We start from the raw sequence: 25,609 nt of genomic DNA, 5'->3' as shown, positions 1-25,609 counted from the left end.
GTACATCGCGATCACCAGATCCGCCGAACGCCGAATCGCCAACGCCACCCGATCCTCCGGACGCACACCACGCCCGATCAGATACCGCGCCAGCTTGTTCACGCGGAAGTCCAGCTCCGCGTAGGTCAGCGTGAGCGGCGGGCGGTCCGGCCGGTCGGCGACCAGGGCCGTCGCCTGCGGCGTGCGGGTGGCCGAGGCGTCCAGCAGTGAGACCAGCGTGGCCTCGGTGTCCACCGCGTGTGCCGTGTCGTTCCAGGCCCGCAGGATGCGTTCGCTCTCCTCGTCCGACAGCAGGTCGATCGCGCCGACGGGCGCCGTGGCGTCGGCGATGATCGCGTCCACCACGCGGGCGAACCGGTCGGCGAAGCCCTGGACCGTGGATTCGTCGAACAGGTCGGTGGCATAACCGAATTCGGTCACCAACTCGGCGGGCGTGCCGTCCTCGGCGTAGCGGTCGGTGACGGTGAGTTGCAGGTCGGTCTTGGCCAGGTTGGCGTCGAAATCGACCGCGCCGACGGTGAGCCCGGGCAGTTCGAAAGTCGTCTCGCCCAGGTTCTGGAACGAAAGACCGATCTGGAACAGCGGATTGCGCGCCGTGGAGCGCTGCGGATTGAGCACCTCCACCAGTCGCTCGAACGGCACGTCGGCGTGGGCGAACGCCTCCAGATCGCGTTCGCGCACCTCGGCCAGCAGCTCGGTGAACCGCTCCCCCGGCCTGATCCGGGTGCGGAACACCACGGTGTTGACGAACATGCCCACGAGGTCGTCGAGTTCGCGCTCACCGCGCCCGGCCAGCGGGGTGCCGACGGCGATGTCGTCGGTGCCGGACAACCGCGCCAGCAACACCGCCAGCGCGGCGTGCACGACCATGAACAGCGAGGACTGATGCGCCCGCGCCAGCTCGTGCAGCGCGGCGTGCTGTCGCGGCGACACGACCGTGCGCAGGGTGGCGCCGCGGAAGGACTGCACCGGCGGGCGCGGGCGGTCGGCCGGGAGTTCCAGTTGGTCGGGCAGACCGGCCAGGGTCTCGCGCCAGTACGCGATCTGCTGGGCGGCAAGGGATTCCGGATCATCCTCGGCGCCCAGCACGGCGTCGTGCCACAGCGCGTAATCCGCGTACTGCAGCGGCAGCGGCGTGAATTCCGGTGCGGCGCCCCGCATCCGGGCGGCGTAGGCCACCATCACGTCGCGCGCGAGGGGGTTCATCGAGGAACCGTCGGCCGCGACGTGGTGCACCACCATCGCCAGCACGTGCTCGGTGGGCGTGAGGCGCAGCAGTCGCACCGCGAACGGCACCTCGGTGGTGACGTCGAAGGTGGTGAGCGCGAATTCGACCACCGCGCCGGCGAGTTCGTCCTCGGTCACGTCCACCGGCGTCAGCGACGGCGCCACGGCGGGAACGGGGTGGATCACCTGGTACGGCGCGTCGTCGCCGCCGGGGTAGGTGGTGCGCAGCACCTCGTGCCGGGCCACCACGTCGGCCACGGCGTGGCCGAGCGCGTCCACGTCGAGCGCGCCCGACAGCCGCACGGCGAGCGGGATGTTGTCGACGGCCGAGGCGGCGGTGTCGAACTGGTTGAGGAACCAGTACCGCCGCTGTGCCGGGGAGAGCGGAATCCGTTCCGGGCGCGGGCCTGCCACCAGCGCGGGTCGCGCGGGGGCGGCGACAGCGCCCTGAATGCGCTCGGCCAGCCCGGCCACCGTGGGCGCGTTGAACAGCTCGCGCACCTCGAACCGGCCGCCGAGTTCGGCGCCCAACCGGGCCATCACCTGGGTGGCGATCAGCGAGTTGCCGCCGAGGGCGAAGAAGTCGTCGTCGGCGCCGACCGGCTCCTCGGTGCCCAGCGCCTCGCCGAACAACCGCGCGACGAGTTCTTCCGCAGGTCCGCTGGGCGCGCGGAACTCGGTGGCCTGCAAGGCCGGTTCGGGCAGCGCGCGCCGGTCGAGCTTGCCCGACGGGGTGAGCGGGATCTCGTCCAGCACGGTGATCGAGGTCGGCACCATGTGACGCGGCAACCGCTCCTCGGCGAACCGCTGCACCGCGGCCACATCCACGGTCGCACCGGGCGCGGCGTGCACGTAGGACGCCAGAATGGTGGCGCCGCCATCGAGTTCGTGCCCAACGGTGGCGGCGAAGTCCAGCCCCTCGAAATCGGTGAGCACGGCGTCGATCTCGCCGAGTTCGATGCGGAAGCCACGCACCTTCACCTGGAAGTCGTTGCGGCCCACGTATTCCAGATCGCCGTCGCGGGTCCAGCGCACCAGGTCGCCGGTGCGGTACATCCGCGCGCCCCCGCCGGCGATGGGGTCGGCGACGAAGCGGCTCGCGGTCAGGCCGAAGCGCCCGCCGTAGCCGCGTGCCAGCTGCGCGCCGGAAAGGTAGAGTTCGCCGACCACGCCGGTCGGCACCGGGCGCAGCCGCTGGTCCAGCACGTATTCCGCGACACCGCGAATCGGCGGGCCGATGGTGACCGGAGTGTCCGGACCCATCGGCGCGGTGATATTGGAGACGACGGTGGCCTCGGTGGGGCCGTAGGCGTTGAAGAACTGGCGCGGGCCGGGCCCGGACGGAACCGCCCAGCGGCGCAACAGATCCGGCGGCAGCGCTTCGCCGCCCACCACGAGCACCCGCAGTTCGTCCAGTCCGGCCGGGTCCATGGACGCCAGCGCGGCGGGCGTGATGAACGCGTGCGTCACCCGTTCGCGGCGCAGCAGCGCGGCGAGCTGTTCACCGCCGTAGATATCGGGGGTGGCGAGGACCATGGTCGCGCCGCCGCCCACGGCGAGCAGGAGTTCCAGGATCGACGCGTCGAACGAGGGCGAGGCGAAGTGCAGGGTGCGCATGCCGGGGATCACCCGGTAGCGCTCGCGCTGCTCGTCGCAGAACGCGGACAGGCCCGCGTGGCTCACGACGACGCCCTTCGGCGTGCCGGTGGACCCGGAGGTGTAGATGACGTAGGCCGGATGCTCGGGCCGCAGCGGGCGCACGCGGTCGGCGTCCACGATCGGCTTGGCCGAGTACACCATCAGGCCGCGGACGAAGTCGATGTCGTCGAGTGTCAGCCACTCCACGCTGCCGGGCAGCGCCGGACGGGCACCCGACAGCGTGAGACCGAGCACGGTCCCCGAATCGGCGATCATGTGCGCGACGCGCTCGGCTGGGTAGCCGGGGTCCACCGGCACGAACGCCGCACCGGTCTTGGTGATCGCCCAGACCGCGAGCACAGACTCCACCGAGCGCGGAATGCCGATGGCGACCACGGATTCCGGGCCGACGCCGAGCGCGATGAGGTGGCGGGCCAGCAGCGTGGAGCGCAATTCCAGCTCGGTGTAGGTGAGCTGGGCGAAACGCTCGGTGGCGTCGCCCTCCACCACGGCCAGGCCGTCCGGGCTGCTGTGCACCGCCGACTGCAGCAGCTGCGGCAGCGTGACCACGCGGGACACCGGAATCCGGTTGGGGCGCAGCCGGTCCCGTTCGGCGGGGGTGAGCAGATCGATGGCGCCGACCGGCTGCTCCGGGTCGGTGGCGACCGCCGTGATCACGGTGGCCAGCATGCGGGTGAACCCGCGCACCGTCACGTCGTCGAAGATGTCGGTGGCGTAGGTGAACATGGTCGCCAGCTCGTCGGGCGCGCCGTCGGCGCGGTGGCGCGGTTCGACGTTGAGCAGCAGGTCGAACTTGGCGGCGATCGCCTCCGAATCCAGCACGCCGACGGTCAATCCCGGCAGTTCCAGCGTGGGGCGCTCCAGGTTCTGGAAGGCCAGCACGGCCTGGAACAGCGGGCTCGCGCTGCCCGCGCGGCCGGGCGCGACGGTCTCGACCACCCGCTCGAACGGGATGTCGGCGTTGGCGAACGCGTCCAGATCGGTTTCGCGGGCCTGGCGCACCAGATCGGCGAAGGTGGCGTCGGGGTCGACGGTGGTGCGCAGCGTCAGCGTGTTGACGAACATGCCGACCAGGCCGTCGAGGGCGCGCTCACCGCGGCCCGCGATGGGCGTGCCGATGGCCACGTCCGTGTCGCCGGTGAGCCGCGCGAGCAGCACGGCCAGCGCCGCGTGCACCACCATGAACAGCGACGAATTCTGTTCCCGCGCAATGCGGGCCAGATCGGCGTGCACGTCGGCGGGCAGCGTGACGCCCACCGAGGCGCCGCGCATGGACGGCACCGGCGGATGCGGGCGGTCCTGCGGCACCGTGGCCGCGCCGGTGAGCCCGGCCAGCCGCTGCTTCCAATGCGCGAGCTGGCGCGCGGCCACCGAGTCCGGATCGTCCTCGGCGCCCACCACTTCGCGCTGCCAGAGCGCGAAGTCGGCGTACTGCACGGGCAGCGGCGCCCAGCCGGGCGCCTCACCCTCGACGCGGGCGATGTAGGCGGTCATCAGGTCGCGGGCCAGCGGCGCGAGCGAGGCGCCGTCGGCGACGATGTGGTGCGCGACGAGCACCAGCAGGTGCTTGTCGGGCACGCCGCCGTTGAGCAGCGCGATCCGCACCGGCGGATGCTCGGTCACGTCGAAGCCCGAGCCCATGAGCTCCACGACCCGGCCCATGATGTGGGCGGGCTGTTCGGATTGCAGTCCTTCGGGCAGCACCGAGGCCACGGAAAGGACTTCCTGGTAAGGCTTTCCGTCCTCGTCGGCGGGGAACCGGGTGCGTAGCGCCTCGTGGCGTTCGAGCACGTCGAGGGCGGCCTGACCGATCGCGGTCACGTCGAGGTGACCGGCGAGCTGGATGGCGAACGGGATGTTGTAGGCGGCCGAACCGGGGTCGATGCGGTTGAGCACCCACATCCGCTGCTGGGCCAGCGAGAGCGGCACGCGCTCCGGGCGCGGCCCGGCCACCAGCGGCGGCCGGATGTCGACGGCCACACCGGGCACCACGCGGGCGGCCAGCGCGGCGACGGTGGGCGCCTCGAACAGTTCGCGCACTTCGACATTCGCGTCGAGCGCGGCGTTGAGGCGCGCGACCGCGCGGGTGGCCAGCAGCGAGTTGCCGCCGAGCGCGAAGAAATCGTCGTCGAGGCCCACTTCGCCCGCTCCGAGCAGGCTGGCGAACACCTCGGCCACGGCCTGCTCGATCGGTGTGCCGGGGGCCCGGTATTCCGACGAACCGCCGAAGACGGGCGCGGGCAACGCCTTCCGGTCCAGCTTGCCGCTGGCGTTCACCGGGAACGCGTCCAGCACCACCAGCGCGGCGGGCACCATGTAGCCCGGCAGCGCGCCGGTGAGTTCCTTGCGCACGGACTCGGTTTCGAGCGTGACATCGGGTTCGGGCACCAGGTAGCCCACCAGCTGGTCACCGGCGTGCTCATCGGTGCGCAGCACGACCACCGCTTGCGCGATACCGGGTTGGGCCAGCAGGGCCGCCTCGATCTCGCCCAGCTCGATCCGCAGACCACGCAACTTCACCTGGAAGTCCGTGCGGCCCAAGTACTCCAGTTCACCGTCGGCGGTCCAGGTGACAAGGTCGCCCGTGCGGTACATCCGAGAACCGCCGGGGCCGTACGGATTCGCGAGGAAACGGTCCGCCGTCAGATCCGGACGGCCGAGGTATCCCCGCGCGAGCTGATCGCCCGCGAGATACAGCTCGCCCGCGACACCCGGCGCGACCGGGCGCAGACGCGAATCCAGCACGTAGACCTGGGTGTTCCAGACGGGGCGGCCGATCGGCACCGACACCTCGTCGGCGTCGACGACCTCGTGATACGTCACGTCGACCGCGGCCTCGGTCGGACCGTACAGGTTGTGCAGACGCGCACCTGTCAGCTCGCGCAACCGCCGCGCCGTCACGGCGGGCAGCGCCTCGCCCGAGGCGAACACCTGCCGCACCCGGGGCGCGTCGGCACCCTCGCCGAGGGTCGAGACGAACACCGACAGCATCGACGGCACGAAATGCACCGTCGTCACACCGTGTTCGGCAATAACCTGAGCCAGATACACCGGATCACGGTGACCGTCCGGCTTCGCCACCACCAAGCGCGCACCAGCCTGCAACGGCCAGAAGAACTCCCACACCGACACGTCGAAGGTCGCCGGAGTCTTCTGCAACACCACATCATCCGCACCCAACGGATACGAATCCTGCATCCACAGCAAACGATTCACGATCGCCGAATGCGACACCGCCACACCCTTCGGGCGACCCGTCGAACCCGACGTGAAAATCACGTACGCGGTATCGGAGGGGCGGATCGGCCGCGCACGTTCGGCGGCGGTGATGGGTGTCGCGTCGTACCGGGCGATCTCGGGCGCGTCGACCTCGAGGACCGGCGCGACGGCGGTGCCGAACCCGTCGCGCGAGGTGGTGAGCACCAGCGCGGGGCGCGCGGTGTCGAGCACGTAGTCGATGCGCTCGGCGGGCTGGTCGGGGTCGAGCGGCACGTAGCCCGCGCCCGCCTCCAGCACCGCGTACATGGCCACCACCAGCTCGGTGGAACGGCGAATCGCCAACGCCACCAACGACTCCGGGCCCACGCCGGCGGCCAGCAGGTGGCGGGCCAGCTGGTGCACGCGGGCGCCGAACTCGGCGTAGGTGAGGCGTTCGCCCTCGAAGACCAGCGCCGTCGCGTAGGAGGTCGCCGTGCGCTGCCGCTCGAACAGCGACACCAGCGTCTCGGCGGGCACCGGATGCGCGGTGTCGTTCCACGTGCGCAGCACCGCCGCGCGCTCGGCGTCGGTCAGCAGGTCGATATCCCCGACCACGGCGGCCGAATCCGAGGCCAGCACGGCGAGCACCCGCTCGAACCGCTCGGCGAACCCGCGCACCGTGGCCTCGTCGAAAAGGTCGGTGGCATAGGTGATCTCGGCCGACATTCCGTCCAGCGAACCGTCCGGCGCCACGCGTTCGGCCACGGCGAACTGGAGGTCGAACTTGGCCAGCGGCACGGCCATCTCCACACCCGACACCGTCAGGCCGGGTAGCGCCAGTTCGGTGCGCTCCAGGTTCTGGAAGGTCAGCATCACCTGGAACAGCGGGTGCCGCGCGGCCGAGCGCACCGGGTCGAGCAGTTCCACCAGGCGTTCGAACGGCACGTCCGCGTGCCCGAACGCGGCGAGATCGCCGTGGCGCACGGTCTCGAGCAGGTCGTCGACGGTGGCGGCGGGATCGACGCGGTCGCGCAGCACCAGCGTGTTCACGAACATGCCGATGAGGTCGTCCAGCGCCGCGTCGCCGCGCCCCGCGACGGGCGTGCCGATGGCGATGTCCTCGGTTCCCGAGAGCCGGGCCAGCAGCACCGCGAGCGCGGTGTGCACGACCATGAACAGCGTCGAATGGTGCCGCTGCGCCACCTCGCCCAGCGCGGTGTGCGTCTCGGCGCCGATCTCGAAGCGCACCACCCCGCCCCGGTAGGAGGCGACGGCCGGGCGCGGGCGATCCGAGGGCAGTTCCAGCTGGTCGGGCAGCCCGGCCAGCCGATCGCGCCAGAACGAGACCTGCTGGGCCAGCAGCGATTCCGGATCGTCCTCGGTGCCGAGCACCTCACGCTGCCACAGCGCGTAGTCGGCGTACTGCACAGCCAGCGGCGCGAGCTGCGGGGCGCGGCCCGCGACGCGGTCGGCGTAGGCCGTCATCAGGTCGCGGGTCAGCGGGCCCATCGAGAAACCGTCACCGGCGATGTGGTGCACCACGCACACCAGCACGTGCTCGGACTCACCGATCTCCAACAGCCGCAACCGGATCGGCGGCGCCGCGGTGACGTCGAAGCCCGCGGTGACCGCCGTGGTCACCAGCTCCACCAGATTCGACGCGCCGACCGGCTCGGCCCCCAGCTCGGGCACCGCGCGCGGATCCTCCACCGGCAGCACCAATTGATAACCGGCACCGTCGAATTCGGGGTAGACCGTGCGCAGCACCTCGTGCCGGTGCACCAGATCCGCCACTGCCGCATTCAGCGCGGCCACGTCCAACGCACCCGACAGCCGCACGGCCACCGGGATGTTGTTGACCCCGCTGGCGGGATCGAAGCGGTTCAGGAACCACATGCGCTGCTGCGCGTACGACAGCGGCACCCGCTCGGGCCGCTCCCGGGGCTCCAGCGCGATCCTGGCCGACGCGGTGCCCACGTACCGGTCCAGCTCCTCGGCCAGACCCGCGACGGTGGAGGCGTCGAACAGCAACTGCATCGGCACCCGCGCGCCCAGCGCCGCGCCGACGCGCGCGATGGCCTGCGCGGCCAGCAGTGAGTTGCCGCCCAGCTCGAAGAAGTCGTCGTCGGCGCCCACGCGCGCCTCGGCGTCGTCGCGCAAGAGCAACGCGGCGAACACCTCCGCCACCATCTCCTCGGTGGGCGTGGACGGTGCGCGGTACTCCCCGGCCGCGAACACCGGCTCCGGCAGCGCGGCGCGATCCAGCTTGCCGACCGAGGTCAGCGGGATCTCGTCCAGCACCATGATCACCGTGGGCACCATGTACGCGGGCAGCGTCCGGCCCACGAACTCGGTGAGGGCGGCGGTGTCGAGCGTGGCGCCCGTGCGCGGCAGCACGTACGACACCAGAGCCGTGGCGCCCGAAGGCAATTCGCGGCCGAGGGTGGCGGCGAAGTCGACATCGGGGTGCGCGGTGAGGGCGTTGTCGATCTCGCCGAGCTCGATGCGCAGGCCGCGGATCTTCACCTGGAAGTCCGAGCGGCCCAGGTACTCGAGGGTGCCGTCGGCCTCGTTGCGCCGCACCAGGTCGCCCGTGCGGTACAGCCGCGCGCCCGGGGCGCCCGACTGCGCGCCGAACGGGCTCGCGACGAAGCGTTCCGCCGTGAGCCCCGGCCGGTTCAGATACCCCTGCGCCAGCGCGGGCCCCGACAGGTACAGCTCACCCACGACACCCGCGGGCACCGGCCGCAGCCGGGCGTCCAGCACGAACGCGCCGACGCCCGGGATGGCGGTGCCGATGGTGATCGGCTCGTCGGGGTACAGCGGCGCGGTGCTGGTCGCCAGGATGGTGGCCTCGGTGGGGCCGTAACCGTTGTAGAACTCGCGGGTGCCGTCGGCCCACCGCGCGACCAGTTCCGGACCGAACTTCTCACCGGCCACCACGACGGTGCCCAGCTCGTCCAGACCGGCCGGATCCACCGATTCCAGCGCGCCCGGCGTGATGAGCATGTGGGTGACCTGCTCGCGCGCGAGCAGATCGGCCAGTTCGTAGCCGCCGAAGACGGTGTGCGGCGCGATCACCAGCGTCGCGCCCGCCGAGAATGCGAGCAGCAGCTCGAGCACCGACACGTCGAAGTTCGGGGAGCACACGTGCAGCACGCGCGCGTCACCGTCGATCTTGTAGTGCTCCCGCTCGGCCGCCACCAGCCCGGCCAGCCCCGTGTGGGTGACGACGACGCCCTTCGGCTTGCCGGTGGACCCCGAGGTGTAGATGACGTAGGCCGGGTGCCGCTCGTCGAGCGGGCGCACCCGGTCGGCGTAGGAGATGGGGCGGTGTTCGCGGTGCAGGATGCGCTCGGCGACCACCGGGTCGTCCAGTTCGATCCAGTACACGCCGGTGCCCAGCGCGCGACGGTGGGCCATGGTGGTCAGGCCGACCACGGCCCCCGAATCCGACACGATGTGCGCGATCCGGTCGGCCGGATAGTTCGGGTCGGCGGGCACGTAGGCCGCGCCGGTCTTCGCGATCGCCCAGACCGACAGGACCGAGGCCACCGAGCGGGAAATGCCGATGGCGACCACGTCGCCGGGGCCGACACCGCGCTCGATCAGCTCCCTGGCCAGCCGGGAGGAGTCCTCGTCCAACTGGCGATAGGTGAGTTCGATGACCGATTCGGGATCGGCGGAGGGCGCGTAGCGCACGGCGACTTCGTCGGCGGCGGATTCGACGGCGGCGGTGAGCAACTGCCCGAAGAGCGGACTGCCTGACCTGCGACGACGACTACCGCGAGGAGAACGGCGGGCAGTTTCCATGTCGAGCGTATTCACCTCTCGCGTCCAGCTTCACCGCACCACCCCGGCGGTCGGTCCCCGCCCATCCTGAACTGCCGTGGGTCGGCGCGGTCCGAGCAATCTCATCAGTCTAGGCGGGCAGCCGCAACAGGCCGATCGGTCTGGTCGAAATCGGCATCTGACCGATCGGCCGCCTCGGAGGCGGTGTTACATCGCGCTGAGGCTACCGCCACCGGAGCCCGCGCGGGAAACGCGTCACCTCACCCCTGCTCCAGCAGGGCGGCCAGGCGCGGCCCCAGCTCGGCGAGCGATTCCGGCGAGGTCATCGCCAAGTGCGTGGTCGCGATCGGATGGTTCTCGATCGGCCCGCGCACGTGGGGCGCCCAGTCGGCCGGGCCACCGTGTGTGCGGCCGTCCGCTTCGGGGATGGTGGCGGTGAAGTAGTCGACCCGCCCTTCGAAGACGCCCGGCCGGTGGGCCGCGGCCAGTTCGACCGTGCGCAGCGCGCCCCGATAGATCCGGCCGAGCCGGTCGAGGGTGAACAGCGCGGGCTCGGTGACCAGGGCCGCGTGCACGGCGGCGAGGGCGTCGTCGTCCAAGGTGGCCAGGTCGGCGTCGGCGGGCAGGTCGATGCCGAGGCCCGCGAAGGCCTGGCGCACTTCGGCGCGGAAGTCGTCCAGGTCCGGCGCGGGGACGCCGTCCAGGATCGCGAGCAGCTCCACCCGCTCGCCCCGCGCCTGCAACGCGGCGGCCACGCCGTGGGCCAGCAGGCCGCCGAGCGACCAGCCGAGCAGCCGGTACGGCCCGTGCGGCCGCACCGCCACGATCTCGGCGACGTAGCGGTCGACCAGGTCGGACACATCCGCCGGGTCGAAGTCGTCCTCGCTCAGCGCGGGCGATTGCAGACCGTAGATCGGCTGGTCGGCGGGCAGGAACCGGGCCAGGCCGGCGTAGCTCCACGACATGCCCGCCATGGGCGGCAGGCAGAACAGCGGCGCCCGCTCGCCCGCCGCCCGGATGGGCAGCAGGACGGCCAGGGCGCTGTCGGTGGCCCCGTCGTAGTCGTGCCCGGCCTCCAGCGCCGCCGCGACCTGTCCGACCAGTCCCTCGACGGTGGGATCGACGAAGAACGCGGCGACGGTGAGTTCGGCGCCGGTGCGGGTGCGCAGCAGTTCGACCACGCGGGTGGCCAGCAGCGAGTTGCCGCCCAGGGCGAAGAAGTCGTCGTCGAGGCCGAGCTGCCGCGTGCCGAGCACCTCCTCGAACGCGGTCGCCACGACCGAGGCCAGCGGCGTGTTCGGCGGACGGAAGACGGCCTGCTCGAAGACCGGCTCCGGCAACGCCTTTCGATCGAGTTTGCCGTTGGGGTTCAGCGGCATCTCGTCCAGGACCACGAGCGCCGACGGCACCATGTACGCGGGGAGGACCGCGGCCGCCCGTTCCCGCAAGGCCGCCGTGTCGACGGTCTGCCCGGCTTTGGGCACCACGTAGCCGACCAACCGTTCGCCGGTGTGCGGGTCCTCCCGCATCACGACGACCGACTGGGCCACGGTGTCGTCACCGAGCAGAGCCGCTTCGATCTCCGGGAGTTCGATGCGCAGGCCGCGCAGCTTCACCTGGAAATCGGTGCGGCCCAAATAGACCAGCGCACCATCCCGGTTCCAGCGCACCAAATCACCGGTCCGGTACATGCGGGTGCCGGGTTTGCCGTACGGGTCCGCGACGAAACGCTCCGAAGTCAGGTCCGGACGCGACAGGTAGCCGCGCGCGACCTGGTCACCGGCGAGGTACAGCTCGCCCGCGACACCGGCCGGCACCGGGTGCAGGCGCGCGTCGAGCACGTACGCCGCCGCGTTCCACACTGGCGCGCCGATCGGAACAGCACCCGTGACGTGATCGTCGACCGCCGCGTACGTGGCGTGGACGGTGAATTCCGTTGGGCCGTACAGGTTGTGCAGCTCCGCATCGGTCACCCGGCGAATCGCGGCGACTTCGGCGGCGGTGAACGCCTCACCCGCGATGAGCAGTGTGCGCAGCGAGGACAGCGCCTCCGGCCGGGCCGTACCGGCGAACACCGTGAGCATCGACGGGACGAACGACGTGATCGTCACACCCTCGGCGGCGATGGTGTCCGCCAGATAATGCGGATCGCGGTGACCGTCGGCGGTGGCGACCACCAGACGCGCGCCCGTGGTGAGCGAACCGAACAACTCCCACACCGACACATCGAACGTCGCGGGTGTCTTGAACAGGACCGTATCGCTCGCCTCTATGCCGTATTCGTCGGTGATCCAACCGATCTGGTTCACCACCGCCGAATGCGGCACCGCCACACCCTTCGGACGGCCCGTCGAACCCGACGTGAAGATCACGTACGCCGGATGCGCCGCGCGCAACGGCGCGCGGCGGTCGCCGTCCGTCAGCGGCTCGTCCCCGTAGCCGGACAGATCCTCCGTATCGACCGCGAGGACAGGTGCGTCGTCGTCGAATCCCACGGCCGCCGTGTCGAATCCGTCCCGCTCCGTGGTGAGCACACACACCGGGGCGGCCGTGTCGAGGACGTAGTGGATGCGGTCGGCGGGCTGATCCAGGTCCAGCGGCACGTAGCCACCGCCCGCTTCCAGCACCGCGTACATCGCGACCACCAGATCCACCGAACGCCGAATACCCAGCGCCACCAGCGTCTCCGGACCCACACCCGCATCCACCAGACGACGCGCCAACCGGTGCACGCGGCTCGCGAACTCGGTGTAGGTCCATTCCGTCTGACCCACGGCGGCGCGATCGATCACGGCCGGATCTAGCGGCGTCTCACGAACCTGCGCCTGGAACAGGTCGACCAGGGTTGCCGCACCGCCGATCTCCCGTCGCGCGGGCGGCGTGAGCAGGGCGGTGCGCTCCCCCTCGGCGAGCAGGTCCAGATCGCCGACCGGTGCCGCCGGGTTGTCCGCGACCAGCCGCAGCAGCCGCACGAAACGGTCCGCGAACCCCTGCGCCGTGTCGGCGTCGAAAAGGTCCTTGGCGTAGGAGAATTCGGCGTACAGCCCACCGGGTTGCGCGCCACCCGCCTCGCTGACGGTCAGCGACAGATCGAACTTCGCGGTGTCGGACTCGAGCTCGACCGCGCCGAGGCGCAGGCCGGGCAGCTCGAATTCGGTCTCCGGCAGGTTCGCCAGCGACAGCATCACCTGGAACAGCGGGTGCCGCGCCGTCGAACGCGCCGGGTTCAACAGCTCCACCAACCGCTCGAACGGCAGGTCGGCGTGGGCGAACGCGCGCAGATCCGTTTCCTTGGCCTCGGCGAGGAGTTCGGTGAACGACAGCGCGCCCGGCACCTGGGTCCGCAGCACCAGCGTGTTGACGAACATGCCGATCACATCGTCCAACTCCGCCTCACCGCGACCCGCCACCGGCGTACCCACCGCGACGTCCTCGGTCCCCGACAACCGCGCCAGCAACACCGCCAACGCCGCGTGCAACACCATGAACAACGTCGCGTTCTCGGTGCGCGCCAGCTCGGTGAGCGCCCGGTGGACCTCGGCGTCGACCTCGAACGCCACCCGGCCGCCCGCGTAGGAGGGGACCGCGGGGCGCGGCCGGTCGGCGGGCAGGCTCAATTCGTCGGGCAGGCCCGCCAGCGCAGCGCGCCAGTACGCCGCCTGCGCGGAGATCAGGCTGCCCGGGTCGTCCTCGGACCCGAGCACGGCGCGCTGCCAGAGGCTGAAATCGGCGTACTGCACCGGCAGCGGCGCCCAGTTCGGGGCCAGCCCGGCCGTGCGGGCGGCGTAGGCGGCCATCACGTCGCGGGTCAGCGGACCCATCGACCAGCCGTCGGCGGAAATGTGGTGGGCCACGAAAACCACGACGTGCTCTGGCTTTTCGGTGCCGGTGACGCGCAGCAGCGCGACCCGCAGCGGCACTTCGGCCGTCACGTCGAAGCCCGCCGTCACCACGGCGCGCACGCGGTCGGGCAGATCCGCCGCCGCGACGGGTTCGACGGTCACGGCGGGCACCGCCTGATCGAGCGGCAGCACCCGCTGGACGGGGCCTTCCGGCGTGGCCGGGTAGACCGTGCGCAGCACCTCGTGGCGGGCCAGCAGGTCGCCGACCGCCGCGACGAGCGCGGGGACGTCCAGGTCGCCGGTGAGCCGCACGGCGGCCGGGATGTTGTAGACGGCCGCGCCCGGGTCGAACCGGTTGAGGAACCACATGCGCTGCTGGGCCAGCGAGAGCGGCACCCGCTCGGGGCGCGGACCCGCCGTCAGCGCCGGCCTGCCGCCCGCACCCGCGTGCCGCTCCACCCGCACGGCGAGCGCCGCGACGGTGGAAGCCTCGAACAGTTCGCGCACGGGCACCCGGGTCGCCAGCGCGGCGCCGAGCCGGGCCACCACCTGGGTGGCCAGCAGCGAGTTGCCGCCGAGGGCGAAGAAGTCGTCGTCCGCGCCGATCCGCTCGACGCCGAGCACGTCCGCGAACACGCCCGCCACGATCTCCTCCACGGGCGTCGCGGGCGCGCGGAACGCCGCGCCTTCCAGCTCGGGCGCGGGCAGTGCCTTGCGGTCGAGTTTGCCGTTGGGGTTGCGCGGCAGCCGATCCAGCGTCACGAACACCGAAGGCACCATGTACGAGGGCAATTCGGCCGCGATCGCGGTACGCACCGCCTCGGTGTCGAGCGCGGCGCCGTCCACCGACGACACGTACGCGACGAGCAGATCCCCGAGATGCGGGTCGGAGTGGGCCAAGACGGCGGCCTCGGCGACGCTGTCGCGGCGCAGCAGCGCGGCCTCGATCTCGCCGAGTTCGATGCGGAAGCCGCGCACCTTCACCTGGAAGTCGGTGCGGCCCCGGTAGATCAGCGTGCCGTCGGCGCGCCAGGCCACCAGGTCGCCGGTGCGGTACATGCGCGCGCCGGGTTCGAAGGGGTTGGCCACGAAACGATCCGAGGTGAGATCGGGCCGCGCGAAGTAGCAGCGCGCCAACTGCACACCGGACAGGTACAGCTCGCCCGACACCCCGGCGGGCACCGGCCGCAGCCGCTGATCCAGCACGTAGACGCCGGTGTTCCACTCCGGCACGCCGATCGGCACGGTGAGCGTGTCACCGGGGCCGATGCGGTGCCAGGTGACCGAGACCGCCGCCTCGGTCGGGCCGTACAGATTCAGCAGCGCCACTGCGGGATTGGCGACGTCGAACCGCTGCGCGACGGCGGCGGGCAGCGCCTCGCCGATGGCCAGCACCCGCCGCAGCGCGGGGCTCGTCTCGCCGCCCGCCGCGGTGAGCAGCCCGTCCAGCATGGACGGCACCACGTGCAGCGTGGTGACGCCGCTCGCGCGCATCAGGTCGGTGAGGTACACCGGGTCGCGGTGGCCGTCGGGCGCGGCGATCACCAGCCTGCTGCCGCACACGCCCGGCGACCAGTACGCCCACACCGAGACGTCGAAGGTGGCGGGGATGTTGAGCAGGGTGACGTCGTCGGCGTCGATGCCGAATTCGTCCACCATCCACAGCATCTGGTTGACGATCGCGCCGTGCGGTACCGCGACGCCCTTGGGCCTGCCGGTGGAGCCGGAGGTGAACAGCACGTAGGCGGTGTGCGCGGCACGCAGCGGGGCACGGCGCTCGCCGGCGCGGATCGGGGCGGGGTCGACCGCCGCGAGATCCAGATCGTCCAGGCGGAAGACCGGGGCCGCGTCGGTGGTGAAACCGACTGCCGCACTGGTCAATACGCAGATGGGCGCGGCCGTGTCGAGGATGTAGGTGGTGCGGTCGACCGGCATGTCCGGGTCGAGCGGCAGATACGCGCCGCCCGCCTTGGCCACGGCATACATCGCGACCACCAGGTCCACCGAGCGCGGCAACACCAGAGCGACGCGCTCGTCCGGGCCGACACCCAGCGAAAGGAGGTACCGCGCGAGGCGGTTCACCCGCGCGTCCAGTTCGGCGAAGGTGAGGTCGTGGCCGGGCCGGTCTCCGCTCAGCGCGATCGCCTCGGGCCGCGCGGCGACCGTGGCCTCGAGCAGGTCCACCAGCGTGGTCTCCGGGTCGACCGGATGCTCGGTCGCGTTCCAGGAGCGCAGGATTCGCGTGCGTTCGGCGTCGTCGAGGATCTCGATCTCCCCCGCCCGCACCGAGGGTTCGGCGACGACGGCGGCCAGGACGCGGTGGAAGCGGTCCACCACGGCGCGCGCCGTCTCGGCGTCGAACAGGTCGGTGGCGTAGGTGAGCGTGCCGCCGATGCCCGCGGGCGCGCCGGTCTCGTCGTAGCGGTCGCCGACGATCAGGTGCAGGTCGAACTGCGAGAGGTGGGTCTCGATGTCGACGCCCGCCACGCGCAGGCCCGGCAGCTCCAGATCCGCCGCGGCCATGTTCTGGAAGGACAGGCCCACCTGGAACAGCGGGTGGCGCGCGGTGGAGCGCGCCGGGTTCAGCACCTCGACCAGTCGCTCGAACGGCACGTCGGCGTGCGCGAAGGCGCGCACGTCGGCGGCGCGCTGGGCGGCCAGGATCTCGGTGAACGGCGCGCCGGGCGCGACCCGTGCGCGCAGCACGAGGGTGTTCATGAACATGCCGATCAGGTCGTCGAGCGCGGCCTCGCCGCGCCCCGCGATCGGGGTGCCGATGGCGATGTCGTCGCCGCCGGACAGGCGCGCCAGCAGCACCGCGAGCGCGGTGTGCACGACCATGAACAGCGTGGCGCCCTCGGCACGCGCCAATTCGGCCAGCGCGCGGTGGGTTTCGGCGTCGATCTCGACGGGGATCTTCGCGCCCGCGAAGGACTGGGTGGCCGGGCGCGGGCGATCGGTGGGCAGCTCCAGCTGGTCGGGCAGGCCGGCCAATTCGTCACGCCAGTAGGCGATCTGGGCCGCCGCGCGGGAGTTCGGATCGTCTTCGTCGCCGAGCAGCGCGCGCTGCCAGATGCTGAAGTCCGCGTATTGCACCGGAAGCGGCGACCAGCCCGGCGCCGCGCCGGAAGTCCGTGCGGCATAGGCGATCATGAGGTCGCGGGTGAGCGGGCCGATGGAGAAACCGTCGCCGCTGATGTGGTGCACCACCATCGCCAGCACGTATTCCGCACCGCCCAAATCGAACAGCGCGGCGCGCAGCGGCACCTCGGCGGTCACGTCGAACTGCGTCGTGATCAGGTGCGCCATCGCCGATTCCAGTTCGGCGGCGTCGAGCGCGCGCACGGCCAGGGTCGGCACGTCGCCGTCAGCGGGCAGGATCACCTGTACCGGGCCCGCGTCGGTCTGCGGGTAGACGGTGCGCAGGATTTCGTGGCGTTCGATCAGGTCGGCGACAGCCAGGCGCAGCGCGTCGATATCGAGATCACCGCTGAGGCGCACCGCGATCGGGATGTTGTAGGCGGCCGATTCGGCGTCGAAGCGGTTGAGGAACCACATGCGCCGCTGCGCGAGCGAGAGCGGGACGCGCTCGGGGCGCGGTCCGGCGACCAGCGCGATCCGCTCGCCGTCGGCCTGTTCCACGGCGGCCGCGAGCGCGGCGACGGTGGATGCCTCGAAGAGCAGCCGCACGGGCACGGCGGTGTCGAGCGCCGCGCCGATGCGGGCGGCGACCTGGGTGGCCAGCAGCGAATTGCCGCCCAGGGCGAAGAAGTCGTCGTCGAGGCCGAGTTGCCTGTCGCCGTCGCCGAGGACCTCGGCGAACACTCCGGCCACGATCTGTTCGACGGGCGTGTTCGGCGCGCGGAAGACGGCCTGCTCGAAGACCGGCTCCGGCAACGCCTTTCGATCGAGCTTGCCGTTCGGGTTCAGCGGCATCTCGTCGAGCACCACGAGCGCCGACGGCACCATGTACGCCGGCAACGCCGCGGCGGCGCGTTCGCGCAGTGCCACCGTGTCGACGGTCTGTCCCGCCTCGGGTACGACGTAACCCACCAGGCGGTCGCCGGTGTGCGGGTCTTCGCGTACGACCACGACCGACTGCGCGACGGCGTCGTCACCGAGCAGAGCCGCTTCGATCTCCGGGAGTTCGATGCGCAGGCCGCGCAGCTTCACCTGGAAATCGGTGCGGCCCAAATAGACCAGCGCACCATCCCGGTTCCAGCGCACCAAATCACCGGTGCGATACATGCGAGCACCCGGAGCACCGGACGGATCGGCCACGAAACGCTCGGAGCTCAGGTCCGGACGCGACAAGTAGCCACGCGCGACCTGATCACCGGACAGATACAACTCGCCCGCGACACCGGCCGGCACCGGATGCAGACGCGCATCGAGCACATACGCCGCCGCGTTCCACACCGGCACGCCGATCGGAACAGCACCCGTAACCTGCTCATCCACCGCCGCATACGTGGCGTGGACGGTGAATTCCGTTGGGCCGTACAGATTGTGCAGCTCCGCATCGGTCACCCGGCGAATCGCGGCGACCTCCGCACTCGTGAACGCCTCACCCGCCACCAGCAACGCCCGTAGCGAATCCAGCGCCTCCCGACGGGCCGTACCGGCGAACACCGTGAGCATCGACGGGACGAACGACGTGATCGTCACACCCTCGGCGGCGATGGTGTCCGCCAGATAATGCGGATCGCGGTGACCGTCGGCGGTGGCGACCACCAGACGCGCGCCCGTGGTGAGCGAACCGAACAACTCCCACACCGACACATCGAACGTCGCCGGCGTCTTGAACAGCACGGTGTCGGAGTCGCCGATACCGTATTCGGCGGTGATCCACCGGATCTGGTTCACCACCGCCGAATGCGGCACGGCCACACCCTTCGGCCGACCGGTCGAACCCGACGTGAAGATCACGTACGCCGGATGCGCACCGGTCAGCGGCGCACGCCGATCGGCATCGGTGAGCGGCGTCGCGCGGTACCCGGACAGATCCTCCGTATCGACGGTGAGCACAGGGAGTTCACCGTCGAATCCCACGGCCGCCGTATCGAACCCATCCCGCTCCGTGGTGAGCACACACACCGGGGAAGCCGTTTCCAGCACATACCGGATGCGGTCGGCGGGCTGATCCAGATCCAACGGCACGTAACCGCCACCGGCCTCCAGCACCGCGTACATCGCGACCACCAGATCCACCGAACGCCGAATACCCAACGCCACCAGCGTCTCCGGACCCACACCCGCATCCACCAGACGACGCGCCAACCGGTGCACGCGCGTCGCGAACTCCGCGTAGGTCCACTCCGTCTGACCCACGGCGGCGCGATCGATCACAGCCGGATCGAATGGCGTCTTACGCGCCTGGGCCTCGAACAGCTCGACCAGCGTCGCCGCCGAGCCGATCTCCCGCCGCGCGGGCGGAGCGGTCAGCCGGGCGCGCTCGTCCTCGGCGAGGAGGTCGAGGTCGCCGACCGGTGTGGCCGGGTTGTCCACAATCGTCCCCAGCAGGCGCACGAACCGATCCGCGAAGCCGCGCACGGTGTCGGCGTCGAAAAGGTCCTTCGCGTAGGAGATCTCGGCGTACAGCCCGGCCGCGGACTGCTTGATACCGACCATCAGGTCGAACTTGGCGGTGTCGATGTCGAAGTCGACGGCTTCGACGCGCAGGCCCGGGAGTTCGAGGGTGTTCTCGGGCAGGTTCTGCACCGACAGCATCACCTGGAACAGCGGATGCCGCGCCGTCGAACGCGCCGGGTTCAGGATCTCGACCAGCCGCTCGAACGGCAGGTCCGCGTGGGCGAACGCGCCGAGGTCGGCTTCGCGGACGACGTCGAGCAGGGTGTCGAAACCGGTGTCGCCGGGCACGGCGGTGCGCAGCACCAGCGTGTTGACGAACATGCCGATCACATCGTCCAGTTCGGCCTCACCACGACCCGCCACCGGCGTACCCACCGCGACGTCCTCGGTTCCCGACAACCGCGCCAGCAATACCGCCAACGCCGCGTGCAACACCATGAACAAGGTCGCGTTGTGGTCCTTGGCCAGCGCGTCCAGCCGTTCGGTGCGGGCGGCGTCGACGGTGAAGGCGACGGTGCCGCCCGCGAACGACTGCGCGGCCGGGCGGGGGCGGTCGGCGGGCAGGTTCAGCTCGTCGGGCAGGCCCGCCAGCGCCTCCCGCCAGTACGCGGCCTGCGCCGAGATCAGGCTCGCGGGATCGTCTTCCGAGCCGAGCACCGCGCGCTGCCACACGCTGAAGTCGGCGTACTGCACCGGCAGCGGCGCCCAGCCGGGCGCCTGCCCGGCGTGACGGGCGGCGTAGGCGAGCATCACGTCACGGGTCAGCGGACCCATCGACCAGCCGTCGGCGGAGATGTGGTGCGCGACCACGACGAGCACGTGCTCGTCGGTGCCCACCACCTCGAAAAGCTCCGCGCGGAACGACGTTTCGGTCGTCACGTCGAAGCCCGCCGACACGGCGGCGGCGATGCGCTCGCCCAGCTCCCCCGCCGTGACGGGCTGCGGCCGCAGATCCGGCGTCGCCTGGTCGGGAGTCAGGATCACTTGATGGGCAACGCCGTTCGCGCCCACGGGGTATACGGTGCGCAGCGTCTCGTGGCGCGCGACCACGTCGCCGACAGCTTGGCGCAGCGCGGCGACGTCCAGCTCGCCGGTGAGCCGCACGGCGACCGGCAGATTGTTCACCGCCGACGCGGTGTCGAACCGGTTGAGGAACCACATGCGCTGCTGGGCCAGCGACAGCGGAACGGGATCGGGGCGCGGTCCGGCGGTGAGCGCCTGCCGGGCTGGGCCACCCGCCCCGCGTCCGAGCGCGGCAGCCAGGCCGGCGACGGTCGGGGCCTCGAACACGGCGCGCACCGGCACGCGGGCGCCGATCGCCTGGCCGAGCCGGGCCGCGACCCGGGTGGCGGCCAGCGAGTTGCCCCCGAGGTCGAAGAAGTCGTCGTCGGCGCCCACCCGGTCGGCCCCGAGCACCTCGGCGAAGACCGCGGCGACCGTGCGCTCGGCGTCGGTGGCGGGCTCGCGGTGCGCGCGGCCCGCGATCTCCGGCTTCGGCAGCGCCTTGCGGTCGAATTTGCCGCTGGCGTTGAGCGGCATGCGGTCCAGCACCACCACCGCCGAGGGCACCATGTACGACGGCACGTGCGCGCGCACGTGGTCGAGCACGGCCGTCTCCTCGATCCGCGCGTCGCCCTCGGCCACCACGTAGGCGACCAGGCGGTCGCCCGCCGCACCGTGGACCAGCGCGACGGCGGCCCGGTGCACCGTATCGTGGCCGAGCAACACCGCTTCGATCTCACCCAGCTCGATGCGCTGGCCGCGCAGTTTCACCTGGAAATCGCTGCGGCCCAAGTACTCCAGCGCCGGTGTGCCGTCGGCGCGCCAGCGCACCACGTCGCCCGTGCGGTACAGCCGCTGCCCGTCGCGATGCGCGACGAACCGCTCGGCCGTCAGCCCCGCCGCGCGGTAGTAGCCGCGCGCCAACTGCACACCCGCGACGTAGAGCTCACCCGGCGAACCGGGCGGCACCTCGCGCAGCTGCCGATCCAGCACGTACACACGGGTATTCGCGACCGGCACGCCGATCGGCACCGAGACGCCCTCGGCGTCGGCGGCGGGATGGGCCGTCACCACCGTCGCCTCGGCGGGGCCGTACCAATTCTCCAAGCGGGTGCCGGGCAGCGCCTTGGCGAAACGCGTGGCGGTCTCGGTGGACAGCGCCTCACCGGCCGCGAACACCCAGCGCAGCGATTCGTGGCGTCCGTCGGCCTCCGCGCCGTCGAGGAAGGCGTCCAGCATCGAGGGCACGAAATGCACCGAGGTGACGCCGAATTCGTCGATGGTCCGCGCCAGGTACGCCGGATCGCGGTGCCCGTCGGGCTCGGCGACCACGATCGCCGCCCCGACCTGCAAGGGCCAGAACAGCTCCCACGTCGAGATATCGAACGTGATCGGCGTCTTGTGCAACACCACATCCGAACCGTCGTGCGGATACGCACTCTGCGCCCACCGGAACTGATTCACCATCTGCCGATGCGTGATCGCCACACCCTTCGGACGACCCGTCGAACCCGACGTGTAAATCACGTACGCCACGTTGTCGGGGCGCACCACCGGTGCCGCCGCCAAAGGTGCGCCCGTCAAGTCGTCCACTGCCACAACGGGAATGTCCGCCGAAGTGGTGAATTCGTCCGCGGCCCTGGTCAACACACAAACAGGCTCGGCACCGGCGAGCACGAACTCGCTGCGCTCCGCCGGGTGATCGGGATCGATCGGCACGTACCCAGCCCCGGTCCGCAGCACCGCGTAGACCGCGACCACCAGCTCCACCGACCGCCGCATGGCCACGGCCACAAGCGCTTCCGGGCCCACCTCACGCGCGGCCAGCGCACCGGCCAGCGCCGCCGAACGCTCGCGCAGCTCGGCATAGGTGAGCGTGACGCCCTCGGCCAGCACGGCGGGGGCGTCGGGGGTGCGGTCGGCCTGCGCGTCGAACAGGCGGATCAGGGTCGCGTCGTCGACGAGTTCCGGGACGTCGGTGGCGTTGCGGGCGGTGAGCTCGGCGCGTTCGGCGGCGGTCAGCACGTCCACGTCGGCCACGCGCGCGTCGGCCTCGGTGACGAAGCGGTGCAGCAGCGCGGTGAAGCGGCCCGCCAGCGCGCGCACATCGTCCTCGGTGAACACGTCGCGCAGGTACTTGAACGAGAGTTGCAGCGCCGCATCGGGAATCACCATCACGGTGAGCGGGTAGTGCGATCCGTTCACCGCCAGCGCACCGGTGACGGTGAGGCCGCCGGCGATCTCACCGGCCGTGTTCAGCGCCTCGCGGTCGATGGGGAACGACTCGAACACCACCAGCGAGTCGAACAGCCCCTCCACCCCGACGAGACCCTGGATCTCGCTGAGCCCCAGGTAGTGGTGGTCGAGCAGCTCGGCCTGTTCGGCCTGCACGGCGTGCAGCAGCTCGGCCAGCGTCGCGCCGGGCCGCAGCCGCACGCGCACCGGGATCGCGTTGAGGAACAGGCCGACCATGGTCTCCACCCCGGCCAGCTGGGGCGGGCGGCCCGATACGGTCGCGCCGAACACCACGTCGTCGCGGTCGGTCGCGCGCCCGATCAGCAGGCCCCACGCGGCCTGCACGATGGTGTTGACGGTGACGCCGGTCGCGGCGGCCAGACTCGACAGCGCGGCCGTATCCGCTTCGGAGAGCGCCAGATCCACCACGCCGATGCCCGCAGCGATCTCGCGCGCGGGATCGACGGGCGCGAGCGGGGTCGGTTCGGTGACGCCGTCGAGGGCGGCGCGCCAGGCCGCGCGGCTCGCCTCTTGGTCCTGCGCGTCCAGCCAGGCGAGGTAGTCGCGGTACGGGCGGGCGGGCGGCAGCACCGATCCGTCGCCGAGCGCGTACCAGGTCAGCAGGTCGCGGGTGAGCAGCGGCATGGACCAGCCGTCGATGAGGATGTGGTGGCTGGTGACGATCAAGCGGTGCGTGCCGGGACCGGTGCGCGCCAGCGTGAAGCGCAGCAGCGGCGCGGAGTCCATCGGGAACCGGCGCAGCATGTCGGCGTCGAGCAGGCGTGTGAAGGCCGCGTCCGGATCGGTGTCGCCGCTGAGATCCAGGTACTGCCAGGGCACTTCGACGTCGTCGAGGACGATCTGGATCGGATCGCCCGCCGCGTCCTCGGTGAACGCGACGCGCAGGTTCGCGTGCCTGCCCAGCACGCCCGCCGCCGCGGCGCGCAGGCGGTCGTGGTCGACCTCGCCGCCGAGGTCGATGACGAACTGGGTGATGTAGGCGTCGATGGAGGATTCGGCCAGCTGCGCGTGGAAGAGCATGCCCGACTGCAAGGGCGTCAGCGGCCAGATATCGGACAGGCCGGGGTAGGCGGCCGCCAGGCGGGCGCGTTCCGCGTCGTCCAGGCGCACCAGCTCGCGCGAGGCGAAGTCGTCGGCGAGCGTCTCGGGGTCCTCGGTGCGGGCCAGCGCGGCGAGCTGGTCGATGGTGCGGGTGGCGAAAAGCTCACGGGGAGTGAACACCACGCCCCGCGCCCGCGCCCGCGACACCACCTGGATCGAGGTGATGCTGTCGCCGCCGAGGGCGAAGAAGTCGTCGTCCACGCCGAGCCGCTCGACGCCGAGCACCTCGGCCATCACCTCGGCCAGGACCTGCTCGACGGGCGTGCGCGGGGCGCGGTACTCCTTCTGCTCGAGCACGGGCGCGGGCAGCGCGTCGCGGTCCAGTTTGCCGACCGGGGTGAGCGGAATGGCGTCGAGGACGGTCAGCGCGGTCGGCACCATATGGGCGGGCAGGCTGCGCTCGGCCCAGGCGATCAGTTCGGCCGGGTCCGCCGTCGCGCCGGGCGCGGCGTGCACGTAAGAGGCGAGAATCGTGGCGCCGCTGTCGATCTTGTGCCCGACGGTGACGGCGAAGTCGACGGAGTCGTGTGCGGCGAGCACCGCGTCGATCTCGCCCAGCTCGATGCGGAAGCCGCGGATCTTGACCTGGAAGTCGTTGCGGCCCATGTATTCCAGCGCGCCGCTCGCGGTCCACCGCACCAGGTCGCCGGTGCGGTAGAGCCGGGAACCGCTGGGCTCGAATGGATTCGCCACGAATCGCGACGCGGTGAGCGCGCGGCGCCGGTGGTAACCGCGCGCGAGCTGGGCGCCGGTGATGTACAGCTCGCCGACCACGCCGCCGGGCACCGGCGTGAGCCGCTCGTCCAGCACGTATTCGGTGATGCCGCGAATCGGCGCGCCGATGGTGACGACCTCGCCCGGTACCAGCGGATCACTGATATTGGTCATGATCGTGGTCTCGGTGGGGCCGTACCCGTTGTAGAACTCGCGAGTCCCCTCGGCGATCGGCAGCACCCAGCGGCGCACCAGTTCCGGCGGGCAGGCCTCGCCACCGGCCACTACCACGCGCAGGTCATCGAGTCCGGCGGGGTCCACCGACGCGAGCGCGGCGGGCGTGATGAAGCCGTGCGTCACCCGTTCGCGGCGCAGCAGCGCGGCCAGGTCGTCGCCGCCGTACACCGACGGGTCGGCCACCACCATGGTCGCCGGGCCGCCGAGGGCGAGCAGCAGTTCCAGCACCGACGCGTCGAACGAGGGCGAGGCGAAGTGCAGGGTGCGCGAGTCGGCGCTCACCCGGTAGCGCTGCCGCTGCTCCTCGCAGAAGCTGCCCAGCCCGGCTTGGGTGACCACCACGCCCTTGGGCAGGCCGGTCGAACCGGAGGTGTAGATGACATAGGCGGCGTCCTCGGCGCGGATCGCGCGGGGGCGGTCGACGTGGGTGACCGGCTCGGCCGACGCCTGCGCCAGCGCCTCGCTCAGCTCGTCGCCATCGACGACCAGCCACTCCACCCGCTCGGACAGGCCCGCGCGCACGGCGCCGACGGTGAGACCGAGAACCGCGTCGGAGTCGGTGACCATGTGCTCGACGCGATCGGCCGGGTAGTTCGGGTCCACCGGCACGAAGCCGGCGCCGGTCTTGGCGACCGCCCACACCGCGACCACCGAGTCCAGGCCGCGCGGCACGGCCACCGCGACCAGATCGCCGGGGCCCACGCCGCGCGCGAACAGCAGCCGGGCCAGCCGGTTCGAGCGCTCGTCCAGTTCGGCGTAGGTGAGCGAGCCGAGGGTGGCGGTCGCGTCGGCGTGCACGACGGCGACCGACTGCGGCCCCGCCTCGACGGCGGCGGCCATCAGGTGCGGCAGGGTGATGACCCGTTGACGGCGCGTGCGGACCGGTCGTGTCCGAGCCGTACTGGTCATTCGTCTACCACCTCGCATATCTTCGAACCACCCGATAGCGTGACGGCGCCGCCTGGCCCTCCGCCCCACCGATGTTCATC

At 71.4% G+C, this 25,609-nt stretch carries 1 protein-coding gene and 1 pseudogene; both read right to left on the bottom strand.

The window, feature by feature from the left end:
* A partial coding sequence (locus tag DFR74_RS31875; protein WP_113975380.1) for a non-ribosomal peptide synthetase occupies nucleotides 1-9,897 on the bottom strand: 9,897 nt, incomplete at its 3' end.
* Between the two features lie 239 nt (nucleotides 9,898-10,136).
* Nucleotides 10,137-25,484: pseudogene (locus DFR74_RS31870) on the bottom strand (amino acid adenylation domain-containing protein); the annotation flags it as partial.
* Nucleotides 25,485-25,609: the final 125 nt, after the last annotated feature.

Origin of the sequence: Nocardia puris, assembly GCF_003315035.1 — a bacterium.
Taxonomy (GTDB): Bacteria; Actinomycetota; Actinomycetes; order Mycobacteriales; family Mycobacteriaceae; genus Nocardia; species Nocardia puris.
The sequence above is the reverse complement of the archived record's forward strand: the minus strand, read 5'-3'. Positions and strand labels throughout refer to the sequence as shown.